The sequence below is a fragment of the Rhizobium sp. 18065 genome (assembly GCF_902706095.1).
Classification (GTDB): Bacteria; Pseudomonadota; Alphaproteobacteria; order Rhizobiales; family Rhizobiaceae; genus Allorhizobium.
This window is the reverse complement of sequence record NZ_CACSJP010000001.1, coordinates 24,141-46,512: the sequence shown is the minus strand read 5'-3', so window position 1 is coordinate 46,512 and position 22,372 is coordinate 24,141. Positions and strand designations below refer to the sequence as shown.

20 protein-coding genes and 1 riboswitch are annotated in these 22,372 nt (G+C 59.0%); of the genes, 10 read left to right on the top strand and 10 right to left on the bottom strand.

Features of this window, described 5'->3' with window-relative positions; all coding sequences use genetic code 11:
- Window positions 1–3: 3 nt before the first annotated feature.
- From GVK95_RS00185 to GVK95_RS00145, 9 genes are all read right to left on the bottom strand, one after another.
- Window positions 4–873: a sugar ABC transporter permease gene (locus GVK95_RS00185; RefSeq protein ID WP_159945842.1), complete on the bottom strand. Its 870-nt coding sequence runs from the start codon at window positions 871–873 to the stop codon at window positions 4–6.
- Window positions 873–1,946 carry an ABC transporter ATP-binding protein gene (locus GVK95_RS00180; protein WP_159945840.1) on the bottom strand — a complete coding sequence of 358 codons (1,074 nt, stop codon included), beginning with the start codon at window positions 1,944–1,946 and terminating at the stop codon, window positions 873–875. Before GVK95_RS00180 ends, GVK95_RS00185 begins: the two co-directional genes overlap by 1 nt.
- Before the next feature lie 13 nt (window positions 1,947–1,959).
- A complete protein-coding gene (locus tag GVK95_RS00175) occupies window positions 1,960–3,042 on the bottom strand; it encodes an ABC transporter ATP-binding protein (protein ID WP_159945838.1) in 1,083 nt (360 codons plus the stop codon).
- A gap of 47 nt (window positions 3,043–3,089) precedes the next feature.
- Entirely contained in the window at window positions 3,090–4,601 is a 1,512-nt protein-coding gene (gene glpD / locus GVK95_RS00170) for a glycerol-3-phosphate dehydrogenase (RefSeq protein WP_159945836.1), read from the bottom strand.
- A 98-nt stretch (window positions 4,602–4,699) separates the two neighbouring features.
- Complete coding sequence (locus tag GVK95_RS00165; protein WP_159945834.1) at window positions 4,700–5,482, bottom strand: DeoR/GlpR family DNA-binding transcription regulator; 783 nt, start codon at window positions 5,480–5,482, stop codon at window positions 4,700–4,702.
- A 95-nt stretch (window positions 5,483–5,577) separates the two neighbouring features.
- The gene (locus GVK95_RS00160; RefSeq protein WP_159945832.1) at window positions 5,578–6,588 is read right to left on the bottom strand and encodes an iron ABC transporter permease; all 1,011 of its coding nucleotides are present in this window, start codon (window positions 6,586–6,588) and stop codon (window positions 5,578–5,580) included.
- A gap of 80 nt (window positions 6,589–6,668) precedes the next feature.
- A complete protein-coding gene (locus GVK95_RS00155; RefSeq protein ID WP_159945830.1) occupies window positions 6,669–7,631 on the bottom strand; it encodes an ABC transporter substrate-binding protein in 963 nt (320 codons plus the stop codon).
- Window positions 7,632–7,647: 16 nt separating this feature from the next.
- A complete protein-coding gene (locus tag GVK95_RS00150; protein ID WP_159945828.1) occupies window positions 7,648–8,442 on the bottom strand; it encodes an ABC transporter ATP-binding protein in 795 nt (264 codons plus the stop codon).
- Window positions 8,439–8,846, bottom strand: coding sequence for a DUF1636 domain-containing protein (locus GVK95_RS00145; protein ID WP_159945826.1), 408 nt, complete (start codon window positions 8,844–8,846; stop codon window positions 8,439–8,441). Before GVK95_RS00145 ends, GVK95_RS00150 begins: the two co-directional genes overlap by 4 nt.
- Before the next feature lie 107 nt (window positions 8,847–8,953).
- Window positions 8,954–9,189, bottom strand: a riboswitch (cobalamin riboswitch).
- Between the two features lie 353 nt (window positions 9,190–9,542).
- Here GVK95_RS00145 and GVK95_RS00140 point away from each other — a divergent pair.
- From GVK95_RS00140 to GVK95_RS00095, 10 genes are all read left to right on the top strand, one after another.
- Entirely contained in the window at window positions 9,543–10,553 is a 1,011-nt protein-coding gene (locus tag GVK95_RS00140) for a UDP-glucuronic acid decarboxylase family protein (RefSeq protein WP_159945824.1), read from the top strand.
- 52 nt (window positions 10,554–10,605) lie between these two features.
- Window positions 10,606–11,559: a sugar-binding transcriptional regulator gene (locus GVK95_RS00135; RefSeq protein WP_159945822.1), complete on the top strand. Its 954-nt coding sequence runs from the start codon at window positions 10,606–10,608 to the stop codon at window positions 11,557–11,559.
- Window positions 11,560–11,710: 151 nt separating this feature from the next.
- The gene (locus GVK95_RS00130; protein ID WP_007602837.1) at window positions 11,711–13,024 is read left to right on the top strand and encodes a sugar ABC transporter substrate-binding protein; all 1,314 of its coding nucleotides are present in this window, start codon (window positions 11,711–11,713) and stop codon (window positions 13,022–13,024) included.
- A gap of 181 nt (window positions 13,025–13,205) precedes the next feature.
- Window positions 13,206–14,078, top strand: a complete 873-nt coding sequence (locus GVK95_RS00125) for a sugar ABC transporter permease (RefSeq protein WP_159945821.1) — start codon at window positions 13,206–13,208, stop codon at window positions 14,076–14,078.
- A 12-nt stretch (window positions 14,079–14,090) separates the two neighbouring features.
- Window positions 14,091–14,915 carry a carbohydrate ABC transporter permease gene (locus GVK95_RS00120; RefSeq protein ID WP_159945820.1) on the top strand — a complete coding sequence of 275 codons (825 nt, stop codon included), beginning with the start codon at window positions 14,091–14,093 and terminating at the stop codon, window positions 14,913–14,915.
- An 11-nt stretch (window positions 14,916–14,926) separates the two neighbouring features.
- Entirely contained in the window at window positions 14,927–15,925 is a 999-nt protein-coding gene (locus GVK95_RS00115; protein WP_159945818.1) for an ABC transporter ATP-binding protein, read from the top strand.
- A complete protein-coding gene (locus GVK95_RS00110) occupies window positions 15,922–16,710 on the top strand; it encodes an L-iditol 2-dehydrogenase (RefSeq protein ID WP_159945816.1) in 789 nt (262 codons plus the stop codon). Before GVK95_RS00115 ends, GVK95_RS00110 begins: the two co-directional genes overlap by 4 nt.
- Before the next feature lie 52 nt (window positions 16,711–16,762).
- Window positions 16,763–18,247, top strand: coding sequence for a mannitol dehydrogenase family protein (locus GVK95_RS00105; RefSeq protein ID WP_159945814.1), 1,485 nt, complete (start codon window positions 16,763–16,765; stop codon window positions 18,245–18,247).
- A gap of 22 nt (window positions 18,248–18,269) precedes the next feature.
- Window positions 18,270–18,971 carry an HAD family hydrolase gene (locus GVK95_RS00100; protein WP_159945813.1) on the top strand — a complete coding sequence of 234 codons (702 nt, stop codon included), beginning with the start codon at window positions 18,270–18,272 and terminating at the stop codon, window positions 18,969–18,971.
- Window positions 18,964–20,550 (top strand): FGGY family pentulose kinase, encoded by a 1,587-nt coding sequence (locus GVK95_RS00095; RefSeq protein WP_159945811.1) that lies wholly within the window; start codon window positions 18,964–18,966, stop codon window positions 20,548–20,550. Before GVK95_RS00100 ends, GVK95_RS00095 begins: the two co-directional genes overlap by 8 nt.
- A gap of 127 nt (window positions 20,551–20,677) precedes the next feature.
- Here GVK95_RS00095 and GVK95_RS00090 read toward each other — a convergent pair whose 3' ends face one another.
- Window positions 20,678–22,195 carry a recombinase family protein gene (locus tag GVK95_RS00090; protein WP_200844183.1) on the bottom strand — a complete coding sequence of 506 codons (1,518 nt, stop codon included), beginning with the start codon at window positions 22,193–22,195 and terminating at the stop codon, window positions 20,678–20,680.
- Between the last annotated feature and the right edge of the window lie 177 nt (window positions 22,196–22,372).

Below are 22,372 nucleotides of genomic sequence, written 5' to 3'. Positions count from 1 at the left end.
CCCTTATTCGCCCTTGGCGTCGCTGACGGTCATGACGGTGTAGAAGATCCAGGACAGGGCCAGGATGATCAGGAAGTAGATGATCGACATGGCCGCCGCCGGGCCGAGGTCGAACTGGCCGACGGCCATCTTGACGAGATCGATCGACAGGAAGGTCGTCGAATTGCCCGGGCCGCCGCCGGTGACGACGAAGGGTTCGGTGTAGATCATGAATGAATCCATGAAGCGCAGCAGGACGGCGATCAGCAGCACACGTTTCATCTTCGGCAGCTGGATGAAGCGGAAGACGGACCAGCGCGAGGCGCCGTCGATCTTGGCGGCCTGATAATAGGCATCCGGGATCGACACCAGACCGGCATAGCAGAGCAGCACGACAAGGCTTGTCCAGTGCCAGACATCCATCACGATGACGGTGATCCAGGCATCGATCGGGTTCTGGGTGAAATTGTAGTCGATGCCCAAGGCACTCAGCGTATAGCCCAGGAGCCCGATATCGACACGGCCGAAGACCAGCCAGATCGTGCCGACGACATTCCAGGGAATGAGAAGCGGCAATGCCATCAGGACGAGGCAGACCGGGACGCCGAGACCCTTTTTCGGCATGTTGAGCGCGATGAAGATACCAAGCGGCACCTCGATCGCCAGGATGATCATCGAGAAAATAAGGTTGCGTGCCAGCGCATTCCAGAACCGGTCCGAGGACAGGATTTCGGTGAACCAGTCCGTGCCGGCCCAGAAGAACTCGTTGTTGCCGAACGTATCCTGCACCGAATAGTTGACAACGGTCATCAGAGGGATGACGGCGGAGAAGGCCACCAGCACCAGCACCGGAATGACCATGAACCAGGCTTTGTTGTTCCAGGTCTTGTTCATCACTTGGCCTCCATGCCAACACGCCAGCTGTCGGCATAGATGCCGATCGCCTGGGGTGCGAATGTCACCTTCGGATCCGATGGAATGTCGGTATCCTCTGCAACGACGATCGACATCGGGTGATCGCAAAAACGTGTGCGAATGATCTTCTGGCGGCCGATATCCTCGACCTTGGAAATCGAAATCGGCATGCCCTCGCGACCGAGGCGGACGAATTCGGGACGAATGCCGAGTTCGATCCTGGACTGGCCGGAAAGTTGTGGTGCAACTGGGAGAGCGATCGACTGGTCACCGACGGTCGCGGTCGCGCCGTTCACCGCAGCGGGCAGGACATTCATGCCGGGCGAGCCGATGAAATAGCCGACGAACGTATGGCTGGGCTTCTCGAACAGCTCGGCTGGCGTGCCGATCTGGACGATCTGGCCATCATACATCACGACGACCTTGTCGGCGAAAGTCAGCGCTTCGGTCTGGTCGTGAGTGACATAGACCATGGTAAAGCCGGACTGGCGATGCAGGCGCTTCAGCTGCGAGCGCAGCACCCATTTCATGTGCGGGTCGATGACTGTCAGCGGCTCGTCGAACAGGATCGCGTTGACATCGGCGCGAACCAGGCCGCGGCCGAGCGAAATCTTCTGCTTCTGATCCGCCGTCAGGCCTTGTGCCGTCTTCTTCGCCATGGCGGCGAGATCTGTCATCTCGAGGATTTCGGTGACGCGACGATGAACCTGATCTTCCGGCACATGCCGGTTGCGCAAGGGGAAGGCCAGATTGTCGTAAACGCTCATCGTGTCGTAGACGACCGGAAACTGGAACACCTGGGCGATATTGCGGGCCTGGGTCGAGAGATTGGTCACATCGACGCCATCGAACAAGATCTTGCCGTCTGACGGATTGATCAGGCCGGAAATGATGTTGAGCAAGGTCGTCTTGCCGCAGCCCGAGGGTCCGAGCAGCGCATAGGCGCCGCCGTCGGCCCATTCGTGATGAACTTCCTTCAGCGCATAGTCACCGGCGGCGCGGGCGGCAGGCGAGTAGGCGTGGCGGATATGGTCGAGATTGATGCGTGCCATGTCGCGCCTCCCCTCAAGCGGCCATGCTGGCATGGGCGAGCAAGGACTGGCCTTGCGCGTCGAACGCCATCAGGTGACGGGTGTCGATATAGACATCGATTTCCTTGTCGGGATCGATGTCGTGGATGCCATGCGCCAGGATGACCCAGCGCGCACCGGCAAATTCGACGTGGATGAAGCTTTCCGATCCGGCGATTTCCGACACCAGCGTCCGGGCCAGCAAGGGCTTTACCGCATGGGAAGTCGCAGAAAGAGAAAGATGGTGCGGGTGGAAGGCGACCGTAAGCGGTCCGTCCGCAACACCTGCGAGATGCGTTGGAACGTCAAGCACATGTTGGTCCGCCAGAAGGAACCGTTGGCCGGATTTCACCAGGCCCAAGGTGTTCAGCGGCGGGTCGGCGAAGGTTTTCGCCGTCAGGAGATCGACCGGCTGTCGATAGATTGCAATGGTCTCGCCAAACTGCGTGACACGTCCTTCGCTCAGGGTTGCCGTATTGCCACCCAGCAGCAATGCCTCCGACGGTTCTGTCGTCGCATAGACGAAGATCGCACCAGATTGGGCAAAGATCTTGGGAAGCTCTTCGCGCAATTCCTCGCGGAGCTTGTAGTCCAGATTGGCCAGAGGCTCGTCGAGCAAGACGAGTGTCGCCTTTTTCACCAGCGCGCGGGCAAGCGCCGTTCGCTGCTGCTGGCCGCCGGAGAGGCTGAGTGGCGTGCGTTGAAGATAGGGCGTCAGCCTCAACAGGTCCGATGCCTTGTGGACCTCGCGGTCAATGGTGGCTGCATCCTTGCCGGCAATACGCATCGGCGAGGCGATGTTTTCATACACCGTCAAGGCGGGATAATTGATGAATTGCTGGTAGACCATGGCGACGTTGCGCTGCTGCACCGGCTGTCCGGTGACATCGACGCCGTCGACATGGATCGTGCCGGATGTCGGCTTGTCCAGCCCGGCCATCAGCCGCATCAGGGATGTCTTGCCCGAAAGCGTCGGCCCGAGCAGGACGTTCAGCGAACCCCGCTGCAACGTCAGGTCGGTCGGGTAAATGTGGTATTCACCACCCGCCATTTTCGAGATGTTCTTCAATTCCAACATATTTCCTCAGGCCTCCTCCAAACCTTCGGCAATCCGGGATAACGCGGCTAGGTTGCCGCGACAGCCCCCAGATATTCCTCCAGTCCCCGCGCCTCTTCCGGCGACAGGAACAGCCCCTGTTTCGTTCGGCGCCACAGCACATCCTCAGCCGTGACCGCCCATTCGTTTTCCACCAACCAGCGCAATTCGCACTCGTAGAGACTTCCGCCGAAATGGCGGCCCAGATCCTCGGTCGTGGCCGCATTTCCCAGAATGGTTTTCGCATCCGTACCGTAGCAACGGATCAAGCGTTCCGCATGACGGCGGTCGAGAAACGGATAGAAACGGACAAGATCCTGCACTAGCGCATCATAGCCGGACACACGGAAATCGCCGCCCGGCAGCCGGCTGGTTGCGGTCCAGGCATTGCCCTTGACGCCTATCGCCTCGCCGATTTTCTCCAAGGCGTGCTCAGCGAGACGACGATAGGTGGTCAACTTGCCGCCGAACACGTTAAGCAGCGGCGTGCCATCGTCCGCAGCTTCCAGCTTCAGGACGTAGTCGCGCGTCGCTTCCTGCGCCTTGGAAGCGCCATCATCGAACAGTGGACGCACAGCCGAATAGCTCCAGACGATATCGCCTGGCACGACCGGTTCCCTGAAATATTCGCTCGCAGCATTGCAGAGATAGTTTACCTCTTCCGTGCTGATCTTCACATCCTTCGGATCATCGGTGTAGTCACGATCCGTTGTGCCAATCAGGGTGAAATCACCTTCGTAGGGAATGGCAAAGATGATGCGGTTATCCGGGTTCTGGAAAAAATAGGCGCGGGTGTCGGAGAATTTTTTGCGAACGATGATGTGACTGCCCTGCACGAGGCGAACATTGTGCACATTGTTGCGGCCGAAGGCGCCGGCGAGAACCTGATCAACCCAGGGGCCGGCAGCATTGACCAGCATGCGGGCGCGGTGGACGGTTGTCGCTCCATCGCCCTTTGCCTTGGTGGTGATGACCCAGACGCCGCTGTCGCGATGCGCAGATACCACCCGGGCACGGCTGAAAATCCGGGCGCCGCGATTTTGCGCGTCGCGGGCGTTGAGCACGACCATGCGGGCATCATCCACCCAGCCGTCGGAATATTCAAAGGCCTTGGAAAACATCGGCTTTAACGGCCTGCCGGCCTGATCGTGGCGGAGATCCAGTGTCTTCGTCGCCGGAAGCAACTTTCGGCCACCAAGATGATCATAGAGGAACAGGCCGAGACGGATCAGCCATGCCGGGCGAATGCCACCCTTTTGAAAAGGCAGGACAAACCTCAGCGGCCAAATGACATGCGGGGCCATGGCCCAAAGGATTTCCCGCTCCATCAGCGCTTCGCGCACCAGACGAAACTCGTAATGCTCCAGATAACGCAGGCCGCCATGGATCAGTTTGGTCGCGCCAGACGAGGTGCCAGAAGCGAAATCGTTCATTTCGGCAAGAGCAACGGAATAGCCACGACCAGCAGCGTCGCGGGCAATGCCGCAGCCATTGATACCGCCACCGATCACAAACAGATCGTAGATAGGCTCGTCCGTCATCATCCCCCCGTATTTCGCGGTGCAGCATATATTGCAATTGCGAAAGCCTGTTTATCTAAAATGAAATCAAAACGAATGTCAAACGAAAGTTAATTCGATTAATCGAGAACAGTGTCCGACGGTTTCGTCTCAATCAATTGAACCTCCCTGTCCAGGCAGATCGCCCGGACGCTTGCTGAGGGACAATGATCGGTGATGAAGGTGTGAACCTGGGAAATATGGCCGATACGGACGGGTGCAGTGCGTTCGAACTTGGAAGCGTCAGATACCAGGACGACATGACGCGCATTGGCGATGATGGCCTGCGCGACCTTCACTTCGCGAAAGTCGAAATCCAGCAGTGCGCCATCCTCGTCAATCGCCGAAACACCAATGACGGCAAAATCGACCTTGAACTGGCGGATGAAATCAACCGCCGCCTCACCGACGATACCGCCATCCGCGCCACGGACAACACCGCCGGCGATGACAACCTCGATCGAGGGATAAACCCGCAAGCGATTGGCAACATTGATGTTATTGGTAATCACCATCAGTTCTTTGTGATCAACGAGTGCCTCTCCCACAGCCTCCGTTGTTGTTCCAATATTGATGAAAAGAGACGAATTGTCCGGGATAAGCGCCGCTGCCGCCCGGCCAATCGCCTGTTTTTCGACCGCCGCCATGGAACGACGCGCCTCGTATTTGACGTTTTCATTTCCATTGGGGAAAACGGCGCCACCGTGAATGCGATTGAGCGCTCTCGTGTCACAAAGATCGTTGAGATCCTTGCGGATAGTCTGTGGCGTTACGGTAAAACGTGCGGCAAGCTCATCGACCAGAACGCGCCCCTGCTCCTTAGCGATCGCCATGATTTCAGCCTGGCGTGCAGAAAAAATCATCATCCCCTCCCCGTTTTTCGTTTTGCTTCATCCTAGGCCAAAACGAAAATCGAGCAATAGGCGGTGGGGAATTGCCGATTGAAATTGAACCGCAGCTATCGGCGACGCAGTAAAACGATGAACGCGACGCCACCCACCAGACCTGTAACGACGCCGATCGGCATGTCTTCGGGCGCCATGACGACGCGGGCGGCAATGTCGGCCAGGATCAGGACGATGGCTCCGACAAAAGCGGACAAGGGAATGACGCGGACATTGTCGCTGCCGCCGATGAGGCGGACGACATGCGGGATCAATAGACCAACAAATCCGATGGCGCCCGAAAAGGCCACCATGACACCCGTCAAAAGCGCAGTGACGACAAACAGTTGCGCTCGAAAACGCGCGACAGGGATGCCGAGCGTTGCGGCAGTCTCGTCGCCCATGGCAAGCGCATTGATTTCGCGCGCGCGCAACACGAGCCAGGCCAACGACAGACCGAGCGCCAGGGCTGGATAAAGCAGATGCGACCACTGGGCCAGGCCTAGTCCACCCAACATCCAGAAGATCACGGTATGGGCCGCACGCGGATCGCCGAGGAAGATGGTAAGGTTGCCGAGCGCGGTCGCGACAAAGGCAACGGCGACACCGGACAGGACCAGTCGGTCAGCGGCAGCGCCCGAATAGCGGGTGACGGCCATGACGGCCAAAGTGGCAACGAGTGCGCCGACAAAGGCAAACAGAGGTACCGTGACCAGGCCGAAGATCAGGCCTGTGTGCAGAAGTGCGATGATGGCGCCCAGCGCGCCACCCGAAGAGACGCCAAGCAGATGCGGATCGGCGAGCGGATTGCGCGTCACCGCCTGCAGGACAGCACCGACGACCGCAAGGCCTGAGCCGACCAGTCCTGCCAGAATCACCCGCGGGAAACGCACGTCCCAGACAATGCTCTCACGACCGGCGGACCATGTCACTTCGCTAAAGCCCGGGTGAAACTTGTTGGCGATGATCGACCAGACCGTGGTGAACGGTATCGGCGCAGCGCCGAAGGATACACCGGCCGTCAGGCACAGGCCCATCACGGCGGCCGCAAGAGCCCCCCACATCAACACCTTGCCGCTCGTCATCACATGCCTATCTGCTGGATAAAATACGGTTCACCGGACGCCATGGCGCCCGGTGACAAGCCCTGTTTCCGTTTCGCGTGCTACATATTGCGAGGATGGAAAGCGTCGGCCAACCTGCCGATAGCGTCAATATTGCGCGGCCCAGGGGTCGCCTCGACATATTCGAGAACAACAAACCGGTCCTGCTTCACCGCATCGAGATTCTTGAAAGCGGGATTTTCCTTCATGAAAGCGATTTTCTGTTCGGCCGTCACGTCGCCGTAGTTGACGATGACGATGACCTGCGGGTTGCGCTCGATCACCGGCTCCCAGGAAACCTCCGTCCAGCTTTTCTCGACATCGTCCATGACGTTGATGCCGCCGGCAGCCTCGATCATTGCTGTCGGAATGCCGTATCGACCCGAGGTGAACGGCTTTTCCGTGCCCGAATCATAAACGAAGACGCGAATCGGTTCCATCACCGCGCCGATACGGGTTTGAACCTCGTTCAGTCCTTTTTTATAGCCGGCTACAAGGTCATTCGCGCGCTCTTCGACGCCGAAGATCTTGCCGAGATTGACGAGATCAACAAACATATCATTCATCGTTGGCTTGTTCTTCGCCATGATGTGAATGCAGGATTCCGTCAACTCGTAGACCTTGATCTTGAATGCATCGAGCGTTTCCGGGGTGACCTCACCACCGACTTTCATGCCGTAATTCCAGCCGGCAAAATAGAAGTCGGCGTCGGCATTCAGCAGCACTTCCTTGGTCGGATATTTGGGCGACAGTTCCGGCAATTCCTTGACGCCCTCCCTGATTTTTTCGTCCAGGGTTTTCCATCCGGAGATACCCGTATAGCCCACCATGTGATCCTGAAGTTTCAGCGCCAGCATCATCTCGGTCAGGTTGACGTCGTTGGACACGGCACGACTGGGTGCCGCATCGAAGGTGACATCACGATTGCAACTCTTGACGGTGACCGGATAAGCAAGCGCTGAACTGGCGAGCAAGGCGGAGATGAGGAAACCTGCGGTGGATGCGGCAAAGCGTAGGGAAAACATGTGAAATCCTTTGAAATCAAGCTGTTTCGAGTGAAAATGAGAAGCGAGCGGTGTTGACGCCCGGCACAGGATGGGCGGTGGCCGAAACCCCGAACGTGGTCGAGACAGCACGGGATGTCAGGACCTGGTCCGGGGTTCCAAATGCGGTCATGAGGCCGTCGCACATCAGCGCAACATGGGTTGCGAAATCACCGGCAAGATTGATGTCGTGCAGCGTGGTGATGATGGTGAGCTTAAGGGTCCGCAGCAGGTTGAGGATCTCGAGCTGGTGGCGGATGTCGAGATGATTCGTCGGCTCATCGAGAATGATGATCTCCGGTTTCTGGGTCAGCGCACGCGCGACCAGAACACGTTGCTTTTCCCCGCCCGACAGCGTGGAGAACTGGCGCATGGCGAGATGCGTCAAGTTCAGATGCTCAAGCGCGTGGGCAACTTCCTGGCGGTCCTCGTCGGTCCAGCCAGTCAGGCCTTCGCGCCAGGGTATGCGTCCCATCATCACCACGTCGCGAACACTGAATGGAAAGTCGGCCGGCATCTCCTGAAGCACTACCGCGATGCGGCGTGCAACCTGTCTTGAACCGATTTGCCAGATGTCTTCGCCGCCAACTTCGACCTTGCCCTCCCGCGGGGAAACACCGCGATACAGGCAGCGCAAAAGCGATGTCTTGCCGGCCCCGTTCGGGCCAATGATCGCAAGCCGCTCGCCGGCATCGAGCGCGAAATTGACGTCGCGCACGAGAAAGAGCCCCGGTTTCGGGCCCCAGCCAAGATTGGACACGTTGATCGACGTGCCGGTCGCATCACAACTCACTGGAGATGCTCCCCGGACTGTTCAGAGACAAGAACGGAGGCCGGAATGCGCGCAAGAATCTTGCCGCCGAGCCCGCTGGGACGCTCTGCTTCGCGGGTCATGCCATCGGGACGTTCGCCGTAGAGCTTGGCAAACATGACCAGCGCCTCGATGTCCGCATCGGGCTCGATGTCACCAAAGAGATAGGTGGCCTTACCACTTGCCTGGAAAGCGATGGTGCAGGGTCTCTTGCAGCCCGCCATGCATACGGTGCCTTCAACCGCAAAGTCGCGATTGTCCAAGGCCCCAATCTTTGACAGACAGGCATTAAGATGATCGAGAAGCTGAAGCCCTGGGCGGCAAGCCGTACCCGTGATTCGGCAATCCGTACAAACGGTTACCGTGTGTCGTTTCGCGTGAGCCATGATTGTCCTCCGTCGGTATCTCCGGAGGCAAAATGGCAATATTGTAAAAGCGCGCGGAAGCGCTGCCTTCAAGCCAGATCTTTTCCATCGGAACACCCCGTCCGTTGCGGTTTCTCTTCGATGACGGCAGGTCTCCTGGCTCGCGGATATCTGCTGTCCATCTGCCTTCCCGCGATCACGATCGCAGTGGCCTGGCGCTTTCACGCCACGAGGATGGACGGCAATCCGCTTACAGTTGCGGGGGCAGCCACGGTCTTGGTCCCTTGTTGGGTATTCCGCACCGTGTTCCCTATTAATCCCCTTGGAGTCATCCAATTGGGGAACCGTCGACCCAATGCTTAGGGCCTGCCGGGGCATTCGGTCAAGCCTGCACATGATGAACGCCACCCAATTCACCTTCAGTTTTGTAATGTAATATCGTTACATAAACGTCTGTCAAATATGTTGTCCAGCAAATTCTTAAAACGTAGCAATTTCAATGAACGCCGATCTACCGACACCGGCCAGAGGGTCGCGATCAAGTTGTAAATAATCTTGGACTAATTGCCTTACCGCCGCAGAGCATACGTCAGTGGCGTGTTTTTCCGGCCATTTCCCTGATAGGTCTATCGAGATACTGGCGCGGGCAGGTCCACCAAGGATGTCTTTCCGCGAAAGAGACTATGCGTATTCGTACAATTGCAGGAGTAGCCGATTTTGCAGATCCAGGACGGGAGTCGCCGCAACACAACAGTCGTGGCGGGTGGTGCAGGCTTTCTCGGTTCCCATCTCTGCGAAGTGCTGCTGGGACATGGCCACAGGGTCCTATGCGTCGATTCCTTCTTGACCGGGTCACTTCAGAATATTGCCCATCTGCGCGATAATCCGCGCTTCTTCCTGATCGAGCACGACATTTGCGATCCGCTTGAAATCGGCCAGGAGATCGACAGAATCTACAATCTTGCCTGCGCGGCATCGCCGCCTAGCTACCAGGCCGATCCGTTTCACACGATGATGACCTGCGTGAAAGGCACCGGCAATCTTCTGCTGCTCGCCGAACAGCATGGTGCCCGCTTCCTGCAAGCATCGACCAGCGAAATCTATGGTGATCCCGAAGTTCATCCCCAAACGGAGGATTACCGCGGCTCGGTCAATTGTACAGGTCCACGCGCCTGCTACGACGAGGGCAAACGTGCTGCGGAAGCCCTTTGTTTCGATCTCTTTCGCCTCGGACGTGTGGATGCGCGCGTCGCCAGGCTGTTCAACACCTATGGTCCGCGCATGCAGCCCGATGATGGACGGATCGTGTCCAATCTGGTTGTCCAGGCTCTGACCGGCCGCGCACTGACCCTCTATGGAACGGGGCATCAGACCCGCTCCTTCTGCTATGTCTCCGACATGATCCGCGGGCTGGTCGCGATGATGGAACGAGAACCCAATCCGGCATTGCCGATCAACCTGGGCAATCCGAACGAATTCAGCATCCGCGAACTGGCCGCAATGGTCCAGCGCGAAATCCCGACCGGCAAGGATGTGGTCTATCTGCCCCTGCCGATCGATGACCCACGGCGGCGGCAACCGGATATCCACCGCGCTGTCGAATTTCTCGACTGGCGGCCTGAAATTCCCCTGGAACAAGGTCTGCGCCACACAATCGACTGGTTCACGCAAATGATCAGACCTGCAGATTTACATCTTGCAAGGCTTGAGGCGGCTTCGGCAATTTGACAGCCGCGGTTAAAATTGGCAGCACTGGTCTTGAAAGGGTGGTCCAATCTCGATGGCAAAGCGACAGGAAGGCCAAACGCGGCTCGATGATGCGGCAAGGGCAGGCTGGCTATACTATGTCGCCGGTCGAACCCAGGACGAGATCGCGGTTGCAATGGGTATCTCGCGCCAGAGTGCGCAAAGACTCGTCTCCCTTTCGGTTGCCGAAAAGCTGATCAAGGTCCGGCTCGACCATCCGATTGCTGCCTGCCTCGAACTTGGCGAGGCGGTCAAAGAGAAATACGGTCTCAAGCATGTCGAAATCGTCCCCAGTGACCCTGCTTCCGATTCGGCAACGGTCGGCGTGGCAGAAGCCGGTGCTGCCGAACTGGAACGATGGCTGAAACAGCCCGATCCGCTGGTCATCGCCATGGGAACGGGACGCACGCTGCGCGCCATGGTCGATCAGCTCTCGCCCATGGAGTGTCCGCAGCACAAGATTGTTTCGCTGACCGGCAATATCAGCCCGGATGGCTCGGCCGCCTATTTCAACGTCATCTTTTCGATGGCGGATGCGGTCAAGGCGCGGCATTTTCCCATGCCTCTCCCGGTTATCGTGTCCTCACGCGAAGAGCGCGATCTCCTGCATCGCCAGCCGCTGGTCGCCCCAACGATCGAACTCGGCAAATCATCCGATGCTGCCTTCGTCGGCATCGGCGAGATGACGCTCAATGCGCCCCTCCTGCTGGACGGGTTCCTGCAGCAAGACGAGATGGAGGCGCTGCTGACGGCGGGCGCGACCGGTGAGATCTGCGGCTGGATCTTTGGCCCCGATGGCCGCCTGCTTGATGACCCTGTCAACGAACGGGTGGCAAGCCTTGCCATTCCCTCGCGTGACACCTCGACGGTGATTGGCATGGCCCGCGGCCAACGTAAACATGCCGCCATCCGCGCTGCGGCGCGTGGTAGGCACATCAACGGACTGATCACGGACGAAGACGCTGCGCGTTATCTGCTCAAGAATTGAGCTCAACGATTAAATTAAATCCTTTCATTTCAATAGACTGAGTATTCTGTGCGGCATTGCAGCATGGAATGCCCATTGACTTTCGCTGCCCATGAAGTGAGTAATTGCCCATGAGCAAAGCTAATGCTCAGTTCTCTTCTGGGAGGAAGACATGAAATTGAAGACTTTTCTGCTGGGCGCATGCTCAGCTCTCGCCCTTGCGGGCATGGCATCTGCCGAAACCCTCACCATCGCGACCGTAAACAATGGCGACATGATCCGTATGCAGGGTCTGACGTCGGAATTCACCGCGAAGAACCCCGACATCCAGGTCGAATGGGTCACGCTGGAAGAAAACGTCCTGCGTGAGCGTGTCACCACCGACATCGCGACCAAGGGCGGCCAGTACGACATCATGACGATCGGCACCTATGAAGTTCCGATCTGGGCCAAGCAGGGCTGGCTTCTGCCGCTCGACAATCTCGGCGCGGACTATGACGTCGACGATCTGCTGCCGGCTATCCGTTCGGGCCTTACCGGTGACGACAGCAAGCTCTATGCCGCACCGTTCTACGGTGAAAGCTCCATGGTCATGTACCGTCGCGACCTGATGGAAAAGGCTGGCTTGACCATGCCTGACGCGCCGACCTGGGAATTCATCGGCGAGGCCGCTCGCAAGATGACCGACCGCGAAGCCGGCATCAACGGCATTTGCCTTCGCGGCAAGGCCGGCTGGGGCGAAAACATGGCGTTCCTCACGGCAACGTCGAATGCTTTCGGCGCACGCTGGTTCGACGAAAACTGGAAGCCGCAGTTCGACCAGCCTGAATGGAAGAACACGCTCGACATGTATGTCAAGCTGATGAACGACGCTGGCCCGCAGGGCGCTTCGTCGAACGGCTTCAACGAAAACCTGGCGCTTTTCCAGCAGGGCAAGTGCGGCATGTGGATCGACGCCACCGTCGCCGCCTCTTTCGTGACCAACCCGAAGGACTCGACTGTTGCCGACAAGGTCGGCTTCGCTCTGGCTCCGGACACCGGCCTCGGCAAGCGTGGCAACTGGCTCTGGGCTTGGAACCTCGCCATCCCGGCCGGCTCGCAGAAGACCGCTTCCGCCGAGAAGTTCATCGCCTGGGCAACCGGCAAGGAATACGCAAACCTCGTCGCTTCCAAGGAAGGCTGGGCCAACGTTCCTCCGGGCACGCGCACCTCGCTCTATGAAAATGCCGAGTACCAGAAGGCGGCTCCTTTCGCCAAGATGACGCTCGACAGCATCAATGCGGCTGATCCGAAGAACCCGACCGTCAAGCCGGTGCCTTATGTCGGCGTGCAGTTCGTCGCCATTCCGGAGTTCCAGGGTCTCGGCACGACCGTCGGCCAGCTGTTCTCTGCAGCGCTGGCAGGCCAGATGTCGGTCGACGATGCTCTCGCACAGGCCCAGCAGGTCACCGAGCGCGAAATGACCCGCGGCGGTTACATCAAGTAATTTCCTCCCGAAGGAAATGAAGCCGTCCGGATCGCGATCCGGGCGGCGACATCAAAAGTTCAACGCGCCTCTCCTGCCGTTCGGCGCGGATGCTTCGGGCCATTTTGGCCGACACAAGAAAACGAGCTGACGCAGCCGGCCAATTCAGCCGCGCGTGTTGGCCATCAGGGTGGGTTCTTCCATGGCTACGCACAACACACGGACGCTGTCGCGTCTCATGATGGCGCCGTCCGTCGGTCTTCTTCTCGTCTGGATGATCGTGCCGCTGGCGATGACGCTGTGGTTCTCGTTCCAGAACTACAATCTGCTTAATCCAGGCAATGTCAGCTTCGCAGGCCTGTTCAACTACAAATATTTCTATACCGATCCTGCCTTCTTCCAGTCGATCTGGAACACCCTGCTGATCGTCGGCGGCGTTCTATTGATCACCGTGGTCGGCGGCATCGCTATCGCCCTTTTGCTCGACCAGCCAATGTTCGGCCAAGGCATTGTCCGTATCCTGATCATCTCGCCCTTCTTCGTCATGCCGCCGGTTGCAGCGCTGGTATGGAAGAACATGATCATGCATCCCGGCTACGGCGTGCTGGCCGATATCAATAGGGCGTTCGGCCTCCAGCCGGTCGACTGGTTCGGGCAATATCCGCTGTTTTCGATCATCGTCATCGTCGCGTGGCAATGGCTGCCATTTGCGACGCTCATTCTGCTGACCGCTCTTCAGTCTCTGGACGGTGAACAGAAGGAAGCGGCCGAGATGGACGGTGCCGGTTTCATCAGCCATTTCATCTACCTGACCCTGCCGCATCTGGCGCGTGCGATCACCGTCGTCATCCTGATCCAGACGATCTTCCTGCTCGGCGTTTATGCAGAGATCCTCGTCACGACCAATGGCGGCCCGGGCTATGCCTCCACCAACCTGCCGTTCCTCATCTACCGCACGGCCCTGCTCGGCTACGATGTCGGCGGTGCATCCGCAGGCGGCATCATTGCAGTCATCCTCGCCAACATCGTCGCCTTCTTCCTGATGCGCGCCGTCGGCAAGAACCTCGACCGCTAAGGAGAAGACATCATGGCCCGCACAGTCTCGACCCAGCGCAAGATCGCCTTCACGGCCGTCGCATGGATTCTCGCGATGGTGATCTTCTTCCCCATCCTCTACACGATCATCACGTCTCTGAAGACCGAGACCGAAGCGATCCAGGGCTTCCGGCTGATTCCATCCTTCACGCTGGAAAACTACGTCACGGTGCAGACTCAGCGCGATTATTTCAAACCCTTCATGAACTCGGTGATCATCTCGGTCGGCTCGACCATCCTGGCGCTTCTCGTCGCGATCCCATCGGCCTGGGCCATGGCCTTTTCGCCAACCAAGCGCACCAAGGACATCCTGATGTGGATGTTGTCGACAAAGATGATGCCGTCGGTTGCCGTGCTCGTGCCGATCTACCTGATCTTCCGCGACACATCGCTGCTCGACACCCGTATCGGCCTGACCATCATGCTGATGCTGATCAATCTGCCGATCGTCATCTGGATGCTCTACACCTACTTCCGCGAGATTCCAGGCGAGATCCTGGAGGCTGCCCGCATGGACGGCGCATCACTGTGGGGCGAGATCGTCTACGTCCTCACGCCAATGGCGATCCCCGGCATCGCCTCCACCATGCTGCTCAACATCATTCTCGCCTGGAACGAGGCATTCTGGACGATCCGGCTGACGACGACGAATGCGGCTCCTCTGACCGCGTTCATCGCCTCCTTCTCCTCTCCACAGGGGCTTTTCTGGGCCAAATTGTCCGCCGCCTCGACACTGGCCATCGCCCCGATCGTGATCCTTGGCTGGTTCAGCCAGAAACAGCTTGTCCGCGGCTTGACCTTCGGCGCCGTCAAATAAGGAAGACCACAATGGGTAGCATCACACTTCAGAACGTGTCGAAAACCTTCGGCGAAGTCTCGGTCATTCCTTCGATCGACCTGCAGATCAATGATGGTGAATTCGCGGTGTTTGTCGGCCCCTCGGGCTGCGGTAAATCGACCCTGCTGCGCCTGATTGCCGGTCTCGAGGACGTTTCGGGCGGCAAGATCCTGATCGACGGCGTCGACGCCACCGACAAGGCTCCTTCGCAGCGCGGCCTGGCCATGGTGTTCCAGTCCTATGCGCTCTATCCGCATATGAGCGTGCGCTCCAATATTGGCTTTCCCCTGAAGATGGCCGGGATGGACAAGGCTGACATCGACCGCAAGGTCAATGACGCCGCAAAGATCCTCAACCTGACCGACTATCTGGAGCGCAAGCCGCGCAATCTCTCGGGCGGCCAGCGCCAGCGCGTCGCCATCGGCCGCGCCATCGTGCGTTCGCCGGAATGCTTCCTGTTCGACGAACCACTGTCGAACCTCGATGCGGCGCTGCGCGTCAACATGCGGCTGGAAATCACCCAGCTGCACCAGCAGCTGAAGGCGACGTCGATCTACGTCACGCATGACCAGGTCGAAGCCATGACCATGGCCGACAAGATCGTCGTGTTGAACAAGGGCCGTATCGAACAGGTCGGCTCGCCGCTCGATCTCTATCACAAGCCGGCTAATATCTTCGTCGCCGGCTTCATCGGCTCGCCGAAGATGAACCTGATCTCCGGTGCATTTGCCGCTCAACATAATGCCCATACCATCGGCGTTCGTCCGGAACACGTCACGCTGTCGACGACCGAAGGCACCTGGAAAGGCAAGGTGGTGGTTGCCGAACATCTGGGCTCCGACACGTTCCTGCATGTCGACATCGACGGTATTGGCCATGTCACGACCCGCGCCGGCGGCGAATTCACCGTGAAACACGGTGATACCGTCTTCATCACGCCCGATCCGACCCGCATCCACCGGTTCAACGACAAGGGACTGGCGATATGACGGACAAGTTCGCTGGCAGGCTGACTGGAAAATCGGCGCTGATCACGGGTTCTGCCCGTGGCATCGGCCGTGCCTTTGCGGAAGCCTATGTCCGCGAAGGTGCAACCGTCGCCATTGCCGATATCGATTTTGCCCGGGCCAGCGAAACGGCCAGCGAGATTGGGTCCAATGCCTATCCGGTTCTTCTGGATGTCACCGACCAGTCTTCGATCGAGGCTGCCGTCATCAAGATCGAGGAAAAGACCGGCAGCCTCGACATCCTGATCAACAATGCCGCTCTCTTCGATCTGGCACCGATCACAGAGATCAGCCGCGCGAGCTACGACCGCCTGTTTGCGATCAATGTCGCCGGTACGCTGTTCATGCTGCAGGCGGCCGCCAGATCGATGATAGCCCGTGGCCAGGGCGGCAAGATCATCAACATGGCCAGCCAGGCGGGCCGCCGCGGCGAAGCTTTGGTCGCAGTCTATTGCGCCACCAAGGCTGCGGTCATCTCGCTCACGCAATCGGCCGGTCTCGACCTGATCAAGCATGGCATCAACGTCAATGCCATCGCGCCCGGCGTGGTCGATGGCGAGCATTGGGACGGCGTCGATGCACTGTTTGCAAAGCATGAAAACCGGCCGCGCGGCGAAAAGAAGAAGCTGGTTGGCGAGGCTGTACCCTTTGGCCGCATGGGCCGCGCCGAGGATCTGACCGGCATGGCAATTTTTCTTGCCTCGCCCGAAGCCGACTACATCGTCGCCCAGACATACAATGTCGACGGCGGCAACTGGATGAGCTGAGCGCCCCGGCACTTGCCTCAAGACTGACGTCTCGCACCCCGAGGACCGTGACATGACACACACCCTATCGCTGGCAAATCTTGCCGAAATTGAAGCGACCGCAACCGTTCCGGCCTATCGCCGCGAGCAGTTGAAGGCAGGCATCCTGCATTTCGGCGTCGGCAATTTTCACCGCGCGCACCAAGCGATCTATCTCCATGAATTGTTCAACAAGGGGCGGGATCTCGACTGGGCCATTCTCGGTGCTGGTGTCATGCCATCAGACCGGCTGATGAAGGAAAAGCTGGCCTCGCAGGATTATCTGACGACTGTGGTCGAACAGGACAACAATCGTAGTGCCGCGACCGTTACGGGGCCGATGACCGATATCCTCACCGCGCCCGACTTCGACAGGATCGTTGCCGCGCTGACCGATCCCGCGATCCGGATCGTGTCGATGACGATTACCGAGGGTGGCTATTTCATCGATCCGGCGACCGGAAAATTTGATCCGACCCATCCGGCCATGGTCGCCGATGCTGATGATCCCGCCAATCCGAAGAGCGTGTTCGGCCTGATCATCGCCGGCCTCAAGGTCCGTCGTGCCGCCGGGACACCGCCGTTCACCGTGATGTGCTGCGACAACATTCCCGGCAATGGCGAAGTTACCGAAGCCACTGTAACCGGGCTTGCACAAATGTCGGATCCCGATTTCGCCCACTGGATCGAAGACAATGTCGCTTTCCCGAACGCCATGGTCGACCGCATCACACCGGCGACCGGCGAGCGCGAGATCGGCATTGCGCGCGACACATATGGCATTGACGACAAATGGCCGGTGTTCTGCGAGGAGTTCAAGCAGTGGGTGCTGGAGGACAAGTTTCCGCTCGGTCGCCCGGCACTGGAGGAGGTCGGCGTCACGTTCGTTGAGGATGTAGCCCCTTACGAACTGATGAAGCTGCGCATCCTGAATGGCGGCCACGCTGCAATCGCCTATCCGGCAGCGTTGATGGACATTCATTTTGTTCATGAATCCATGGAAAATCCGCTGATCCGGGGTTATCTCGCCAAGCTCGAAAATGAGGAAATCATTCCGATCGTTCCGCCGGTGCCCAATACCAGCCTGCAGGACTATTTCACGCTGATCGAAAGCCGCTTCCTCAATCCGAAGATCGGCGACACCATTCCGCGTCTGGCGCAGGATGGATCGAACCGCCAACCGAAATTCATCCTGCCGTCGACCGCTGATCGCCTTGCCAAGGGACTTGACGTTGTCGGACTGGCGCTGGTGTCTGCCCTGTGGTGCCGCTATTTCGAAGGAACGTCGGACAGTGGCAAGGCCATCGTCTTCAACGATGCCAGTGCCGAAAGACTGCAGACAGCAGCCATTGCCTCGCGCAGCGATCCGAAAGCCTTCCTTGCGCTGACCGATATCTTCGGTAACGTCGGCGCCAATCCATTGTTTATCCAGCGATTCGGCAAAGCCTTGGAGACACTGCGCGCCATTGGCACCGCTGAAACACTGAAACGCTACATTGATGGCCATCTGGCTGATTGAGGGCCGATAGAGGGCCAAGACCTTGGATGCGAAACGGCTGATCATATTCGATTGCGATGGCGTGCTCGTTGACAGCGAGCCGATCGCGCTGTCGGTTTTGACCGAGACGCTGGGTATGTCCGGCATCACCATCGACGAAGAAGGTGCAGCAAAACGATATCTCGGTCGCAGCCTGGCAACCGTGCGCAACCTGGTCAGCGAAGAATACGGCCTTCAGATAGACGACGGGTTTCTCAACCGGATGCGAGACATGCTCTATACGCGCTTCCGGAATGAACTGCGCCCGATACCCGGCATCCATACCGCCCTGGATGGGCTCGAAGAGGCGGGTATCGGCTGGTGCGTGGCCTCGTCTAGCCAGAGCGAACGCATCGCCTTGTGTCTGTCTGCAACCGGCATGCTGGATCGCTTTTCGCCGCATATCTTCAGCGCAAGCATGGTGGCACACGGCAAACCGGCGCCTGACCTCTTCCTCTATGCGGCAGACAGGATGGGTACGGCGCCGTCGGATTGCCTGGTCATCGAGGACAGTCCGGCCGGTATCCTGGCCGCCCGTGCCGCGGGCATGGATGTGCTTGCGTTTACCGGTGGTTCGCATACCGGTCTATCTGCATATCGCGATGGACTCGCAGCGCTGATGCCGCTGCAAGCATTTGACGCGATGGAGAAATTGCTCCACTTTGTCGCTCCAGTGAGGAGACCGAAAGACCAACCGGATGCATGACCACATCATCGCCGTGGACGTCGGCACGGGCAGTGCGCGTGCCGGTGTCTTCGACCTTCACGGTCGCCAGATTGCCCGGCATGTCACTGCGATTTCGCTGTTTCAGTCACAACCCCTTCACCTCGAACAAGACAGCGACGAGATCTGGACGGCCGTTTGCACCACGGTCAGGGCTGCACTGTCGGAAGCCGGGCTTTCGCCGCGAGATGTGGCCGCCATCGGGTTTGACGCGACCTGCTCCCTGGTGGTCAGAGACAAGCATGGCAAGCCGCTGACCGTTTCGACGTCCGGTCAAAAGAAGCTGGACACCATCTTGTGGATGGATCACCGGGCGATCCGCGAGACCGACGACTGCAACAGCACCAACGATCCGCTGCTGCAACGCTTCGGCGGTAGACTGTCGGTCGAAATGCAGGTTCCGAAGCTGCTGTGGCTGAAGCGGCATTTGCCCGAAACCTGGCAACAAGCCGGGATGATCTTCGACCTCGCGGACTATCTGACATGGCGAGCAACAGGCATCAACAGTCGCGGTCACTCGCCGCTGGCGGCCAAGTGGGGTTATGGCACCATCGCGCCGGGTGAGCGCCCGGATGCCTTCTATCGCCGTGTCGGGCTTGACGATCTCGCGGAAAAATCAGGACTTCCGGAAAAGTCAGGCCTGCCAATGCTGCCTGTCGGGCATTTGACGACCGAAGCGGCCGATGCGCTCGGCCTTGCCACAGACTGCCTCGTCGCGCCCGGCCTGATCGATGCCTATGCCGGCACTGTATCGCTGTTTTGCGCCACGGACCGTTCGACGCCTGATACGCTGGAAAGCCACGCGGTGCTGATCGCCGGTACCTCGAGCTGCATCGTGCGTCTGCTTGACAAGCCGGTTTCCGGAGTGGGATGCTGGGGAAGCTTCCGCGATGTTGCTGTGCCCGATCTCTGGCTGCTGGAAGCCGGACAATCCGCATCCGGCGCTCTGCTTGACCACATTGTCAGCACACATCCGAAGGGTGGTGAGCCAACCCAGGCAAGGCACAGGACCATCCTCGATTATATCGAACTGCAACTTCAACAGGACGGCGCCGACTACGGACTGCCGATCACCGTTTTGCCGGATTTTCACGGAACGCGCTCGCCGGTTTCCGATCCGCGATTGACTGGAACGATCGCGGGCTTGAGCCTCGACCGGAGTTTCGACTGCCTTTGCCAGATCTACTGGCGAAGCTGCGTGGCATTGGCCTGCGGCGTCAAATACATTATCGACCGCCTGCCCTCGGGGCCTGCCCGGATCGAGACACTGCTGCTGGCCGGTGGACTGGCGCATCATCCGCTTCTGTCGCAACTCTACGCCGACGCGACCGGCTGCACGGTCCGCAAAGCTGACGGCTGCGATGCCGTGCTGCTCGGCACGGCGCTGCATACAGCCGTCGCCGCCGGCCGCTACCCAGATTTCTGGAGTGCCGGACGGGCAATGGCAGTGCGAATGAACGAGGTCAGACCCGATATGGTACGACGAGACGCCCTCAATCGCGATCACGCCATTCTTGCTGAGATGATGCGCCACCGCACCGCGCTTCATCACCTGATGTGAGCGACACACGATACCGGCCATTCGGCAGCGCTTGGCCGATTGGATGGTGTTGAGAAGCGACATTTTAGAAACGGCAAAAACCCCTGTGGGATGTCCGCAGGGGTTTTGTTATGTTGGCTTACAAGTTTCATTGGTTGCGGGGGCTCGCTTCAACGAATGGCATAAGAGGGCTTTGCGGCCCTCCGGCTTCCGCATTGACAAGACCGAGAATGCCGAACAGCTCGCCGCGTAGCTCTGCATGAACCTCGCCGCGCTTGGTGCCGGGCGTCAGTAGGATCTCTCCGATCAGCGAGCGCAGCGCCTCCGCCGCCTGCCTGCCGCCGTCCGGATCGTTTAGCGCTTCCGTCAGACGTTCTACCCGCAGCCGATAGAGATTGGCGACGTTGGGATGAATGTCGGGAATGTCGTCCGGGGCCTTTGACAGGCGGGCGGTGATGTCAGCCTTCTGCCGTTCCAGATCGTCCATGCGTGCCTTCATCGACGGCTGGTACATTCCGTCCTCGATCGCGGAGATAATCCCGGCGATTGCCTTTTCGACCTTTGCGAGTTTTTTCCGGTCGGTTGCCGCCTGGGCGCGCCGATCATGGTTCAGCCGGTTCATCTCCTCGGCATAGGCCTTCACGGCTTCTGCCACCGCTTGAGACGATACCAGCTTGTCCTTGATGCCGGACAGAACCCGCGCCTCAATCTTCTCGCGGGTGATGGACCGGCCATTGTCGCAGGTGCCACGCCTGTGATGGTTGAGGCAGGCGTAGCGCCCCGGCGTGATGATGCCGAACTTGCCGCCGCAGCATCCGCACGTGAGAAGGCCGGTCAAGAGAGACACGGGCCTGACAGTCAGATGCAGGCGCTTCATCCGCCCTTCGAGCGTGTTAGCCGGGTTCGGACCGAAGATCGCCGAGATCTGCTTCTGCCGGTTCCGGACTGCCTGCCAAAGGTCATCTTCGATCATTCTCAGATGCGGCACTTCCGTCCTGATCCACTGGCTTTCCGGGTTGGGGCGGGAGACGCGCTTGCCGGTGGATGGGTCCTTTATGAACCGCTGGCGGTTCCAGACAAGAACGCCGGTATAAAGCTCGTTGTTGAGAATGCCGGTGCCACGCGTGACATGGCCGCGAATGCTGGTGTCACCCCATGCCCGTCCAAGCGGGCCGGGAATGCCTTCACTGTTCAGATCCGTCGCAATCGCTTTCGGGCTCTTGCCGCTGGCGAACTCCCGGAAGATGCGGCGGATGATGTCGGCTTCCTCGGAAATGATCTCTCTGTCGCCCCGGACCGGCTCGCCGTTGCCGTCGAACTGTTTGAGGACACGGTAGCCATAGCAAAGCCCGCCACCTGCCTTGCCCTTCTCCACCCTGCCCCGCAAACCACGATGGGTCTTCATCGCGAGGTCTTTCAGGAACAGCGCGTTCATCGTGCCCTTGAGGCCAACATGCAGCTCGGAGATTTCCCCCTCGGCCAGGGTGACAATGGTGACCCCTGCGAACTTCAGATGCTTGTAGAGGGTCGCGACATCCGCCTGATCACGGCTGATGCGATCCAGTGCCTCGGCGATGACCACCGTGAACAGGCCGCGCTGTGCGTCTCTGACCACCTGCTGAATACCACGGCGAAGAATGGTGCTGGAACCCGAGATGGGCCGCATCCTGATAGCTGCCTGCCACCTCCCAGCCTTCTCGCCGTGCATGTTCGTCGCAAAGGCGGAACTGATCGACAATCGAGGCTTCCCGCTGGTTGTCGGAGGAGTATCGGGCATAAAGGGCAACACGGGTCATCGGCATGTTTCCTTCTCTCAGATCGGTTCATGCATTCGGCGGCGGCG

Coding starts and splice junctions, on each gene's coding strand:
- GVK95_RS00185 (WP_159945842.1), bottom strand. CDS start 873: ATGAACAAGACCTGGAACAACAAAGCCTGGTTCATGGTCATTCCGGTG.
- GVK95_RS00180 (WP_159945840.1), bottom strand. CDS start 1,946: ATGGCACGCATCAATCTCGACCATATCCGCCACGCCTACTCGCCTGCC.
- GVK95_RS00175 (WP_159945838.1), bottom strand. CDS start 3,042: ATGTTGGAATTGAAGAACATCTCGAAAATGGCGGGTGGTGAATACCAC.
- glpD (WP_159945836.1), bottom strand. CDS start 4,601: ATGACGGACGAGCCTATCTACGATCTGTTTGTGATCGGTGGCGGTATC.
- GVK95_RS00165 (WP_159945834.1), bottom strand. CDS start 5,482: ATGATTTTTTCTGCACGCCAGGCTGAAATCATGGCGATCGCTAAGGAG.
- GVK95_RS00160 (WP_159945832.1), bottom strand. CDS start 6,588: ATGACGAGCGGCAAGGTGTTGATGTGGGGGGCTCTTGCGGCCGCCGTG.
- GVK95_RS00155 (WP_159945830.1), bottom strand. CDS start 7,631: ATGTTTTCCCTACGCTTTGCCGCATCCACCGCAGGTTTCCTCATCTCC.
- GVK95_RS00145 (WP_159945826.1), bottom strand. CDS start 8,846: ATGGCTCACGCGAAACGACACACGGTAACCGTTTGTACGGATTGCCGA.
- GVK95_RS00135 (WP_159945822.1), top strand. CDS start 10,606: ATGGCAAAGCGACAGGAAGGCCAAACGCGGCTCGATGATGCGGCAAGG.
- GVK95_RS00130 (WP_007602837.1), top strand. CDS start 11,711: ATGAAATTGAAGACTTTTCTGCTGGGCGCATGCTCAGCTCTCGCCCTT.
- GVK95_RS00125 (WP_159945821.1), top strand. CDS start 13,206: ATGGCTACGCACAACACACGGACGCTGTCGCGTCTCATGATGGCGCCG.
- GVK95_RS00120 (WP_159945820.1), top strand. CDS start 14,091: ATGGCCCGCACAGTCTCGACCCAGCGCAAGATCGCCTTCACGGCCGTC.
- GVK95_RS00115 (WP_159945818.1), top strand. CDS start 14,927: ATGGGTAGCATCACACTTCAGAACGTGTCGAAAACCTTCGGCGAAGTC.
- GVK95_RS00110 (WP_159945816.1), top strand. CDS start 15,922: ATGACGGACAAGTTCGCTGGCAGGCTGACTGGAAAATCGGCGCTGATC.
- GVK95_RS00105 (WP_159945814.1), top strand. CDS start 16,763: ATGACACACACCCTATCGCTGGCAAATCTTGCCGAAATTGAAGCGACC.
- GVK95_RS00095 (WP_159945811.1), top strand. CDS start 18,964: ATGCATGACCACATCATCGCCGTGGACGTCGGCACGGGCAGTGCGCGT.
- GVK95_RS00090 (WP_200844183.1), bottom strand. CDS start 22,195: ATGCGGCCCATCTCGGGTTCCAGCACCATTCTTCGCCGTGGTATTCAG.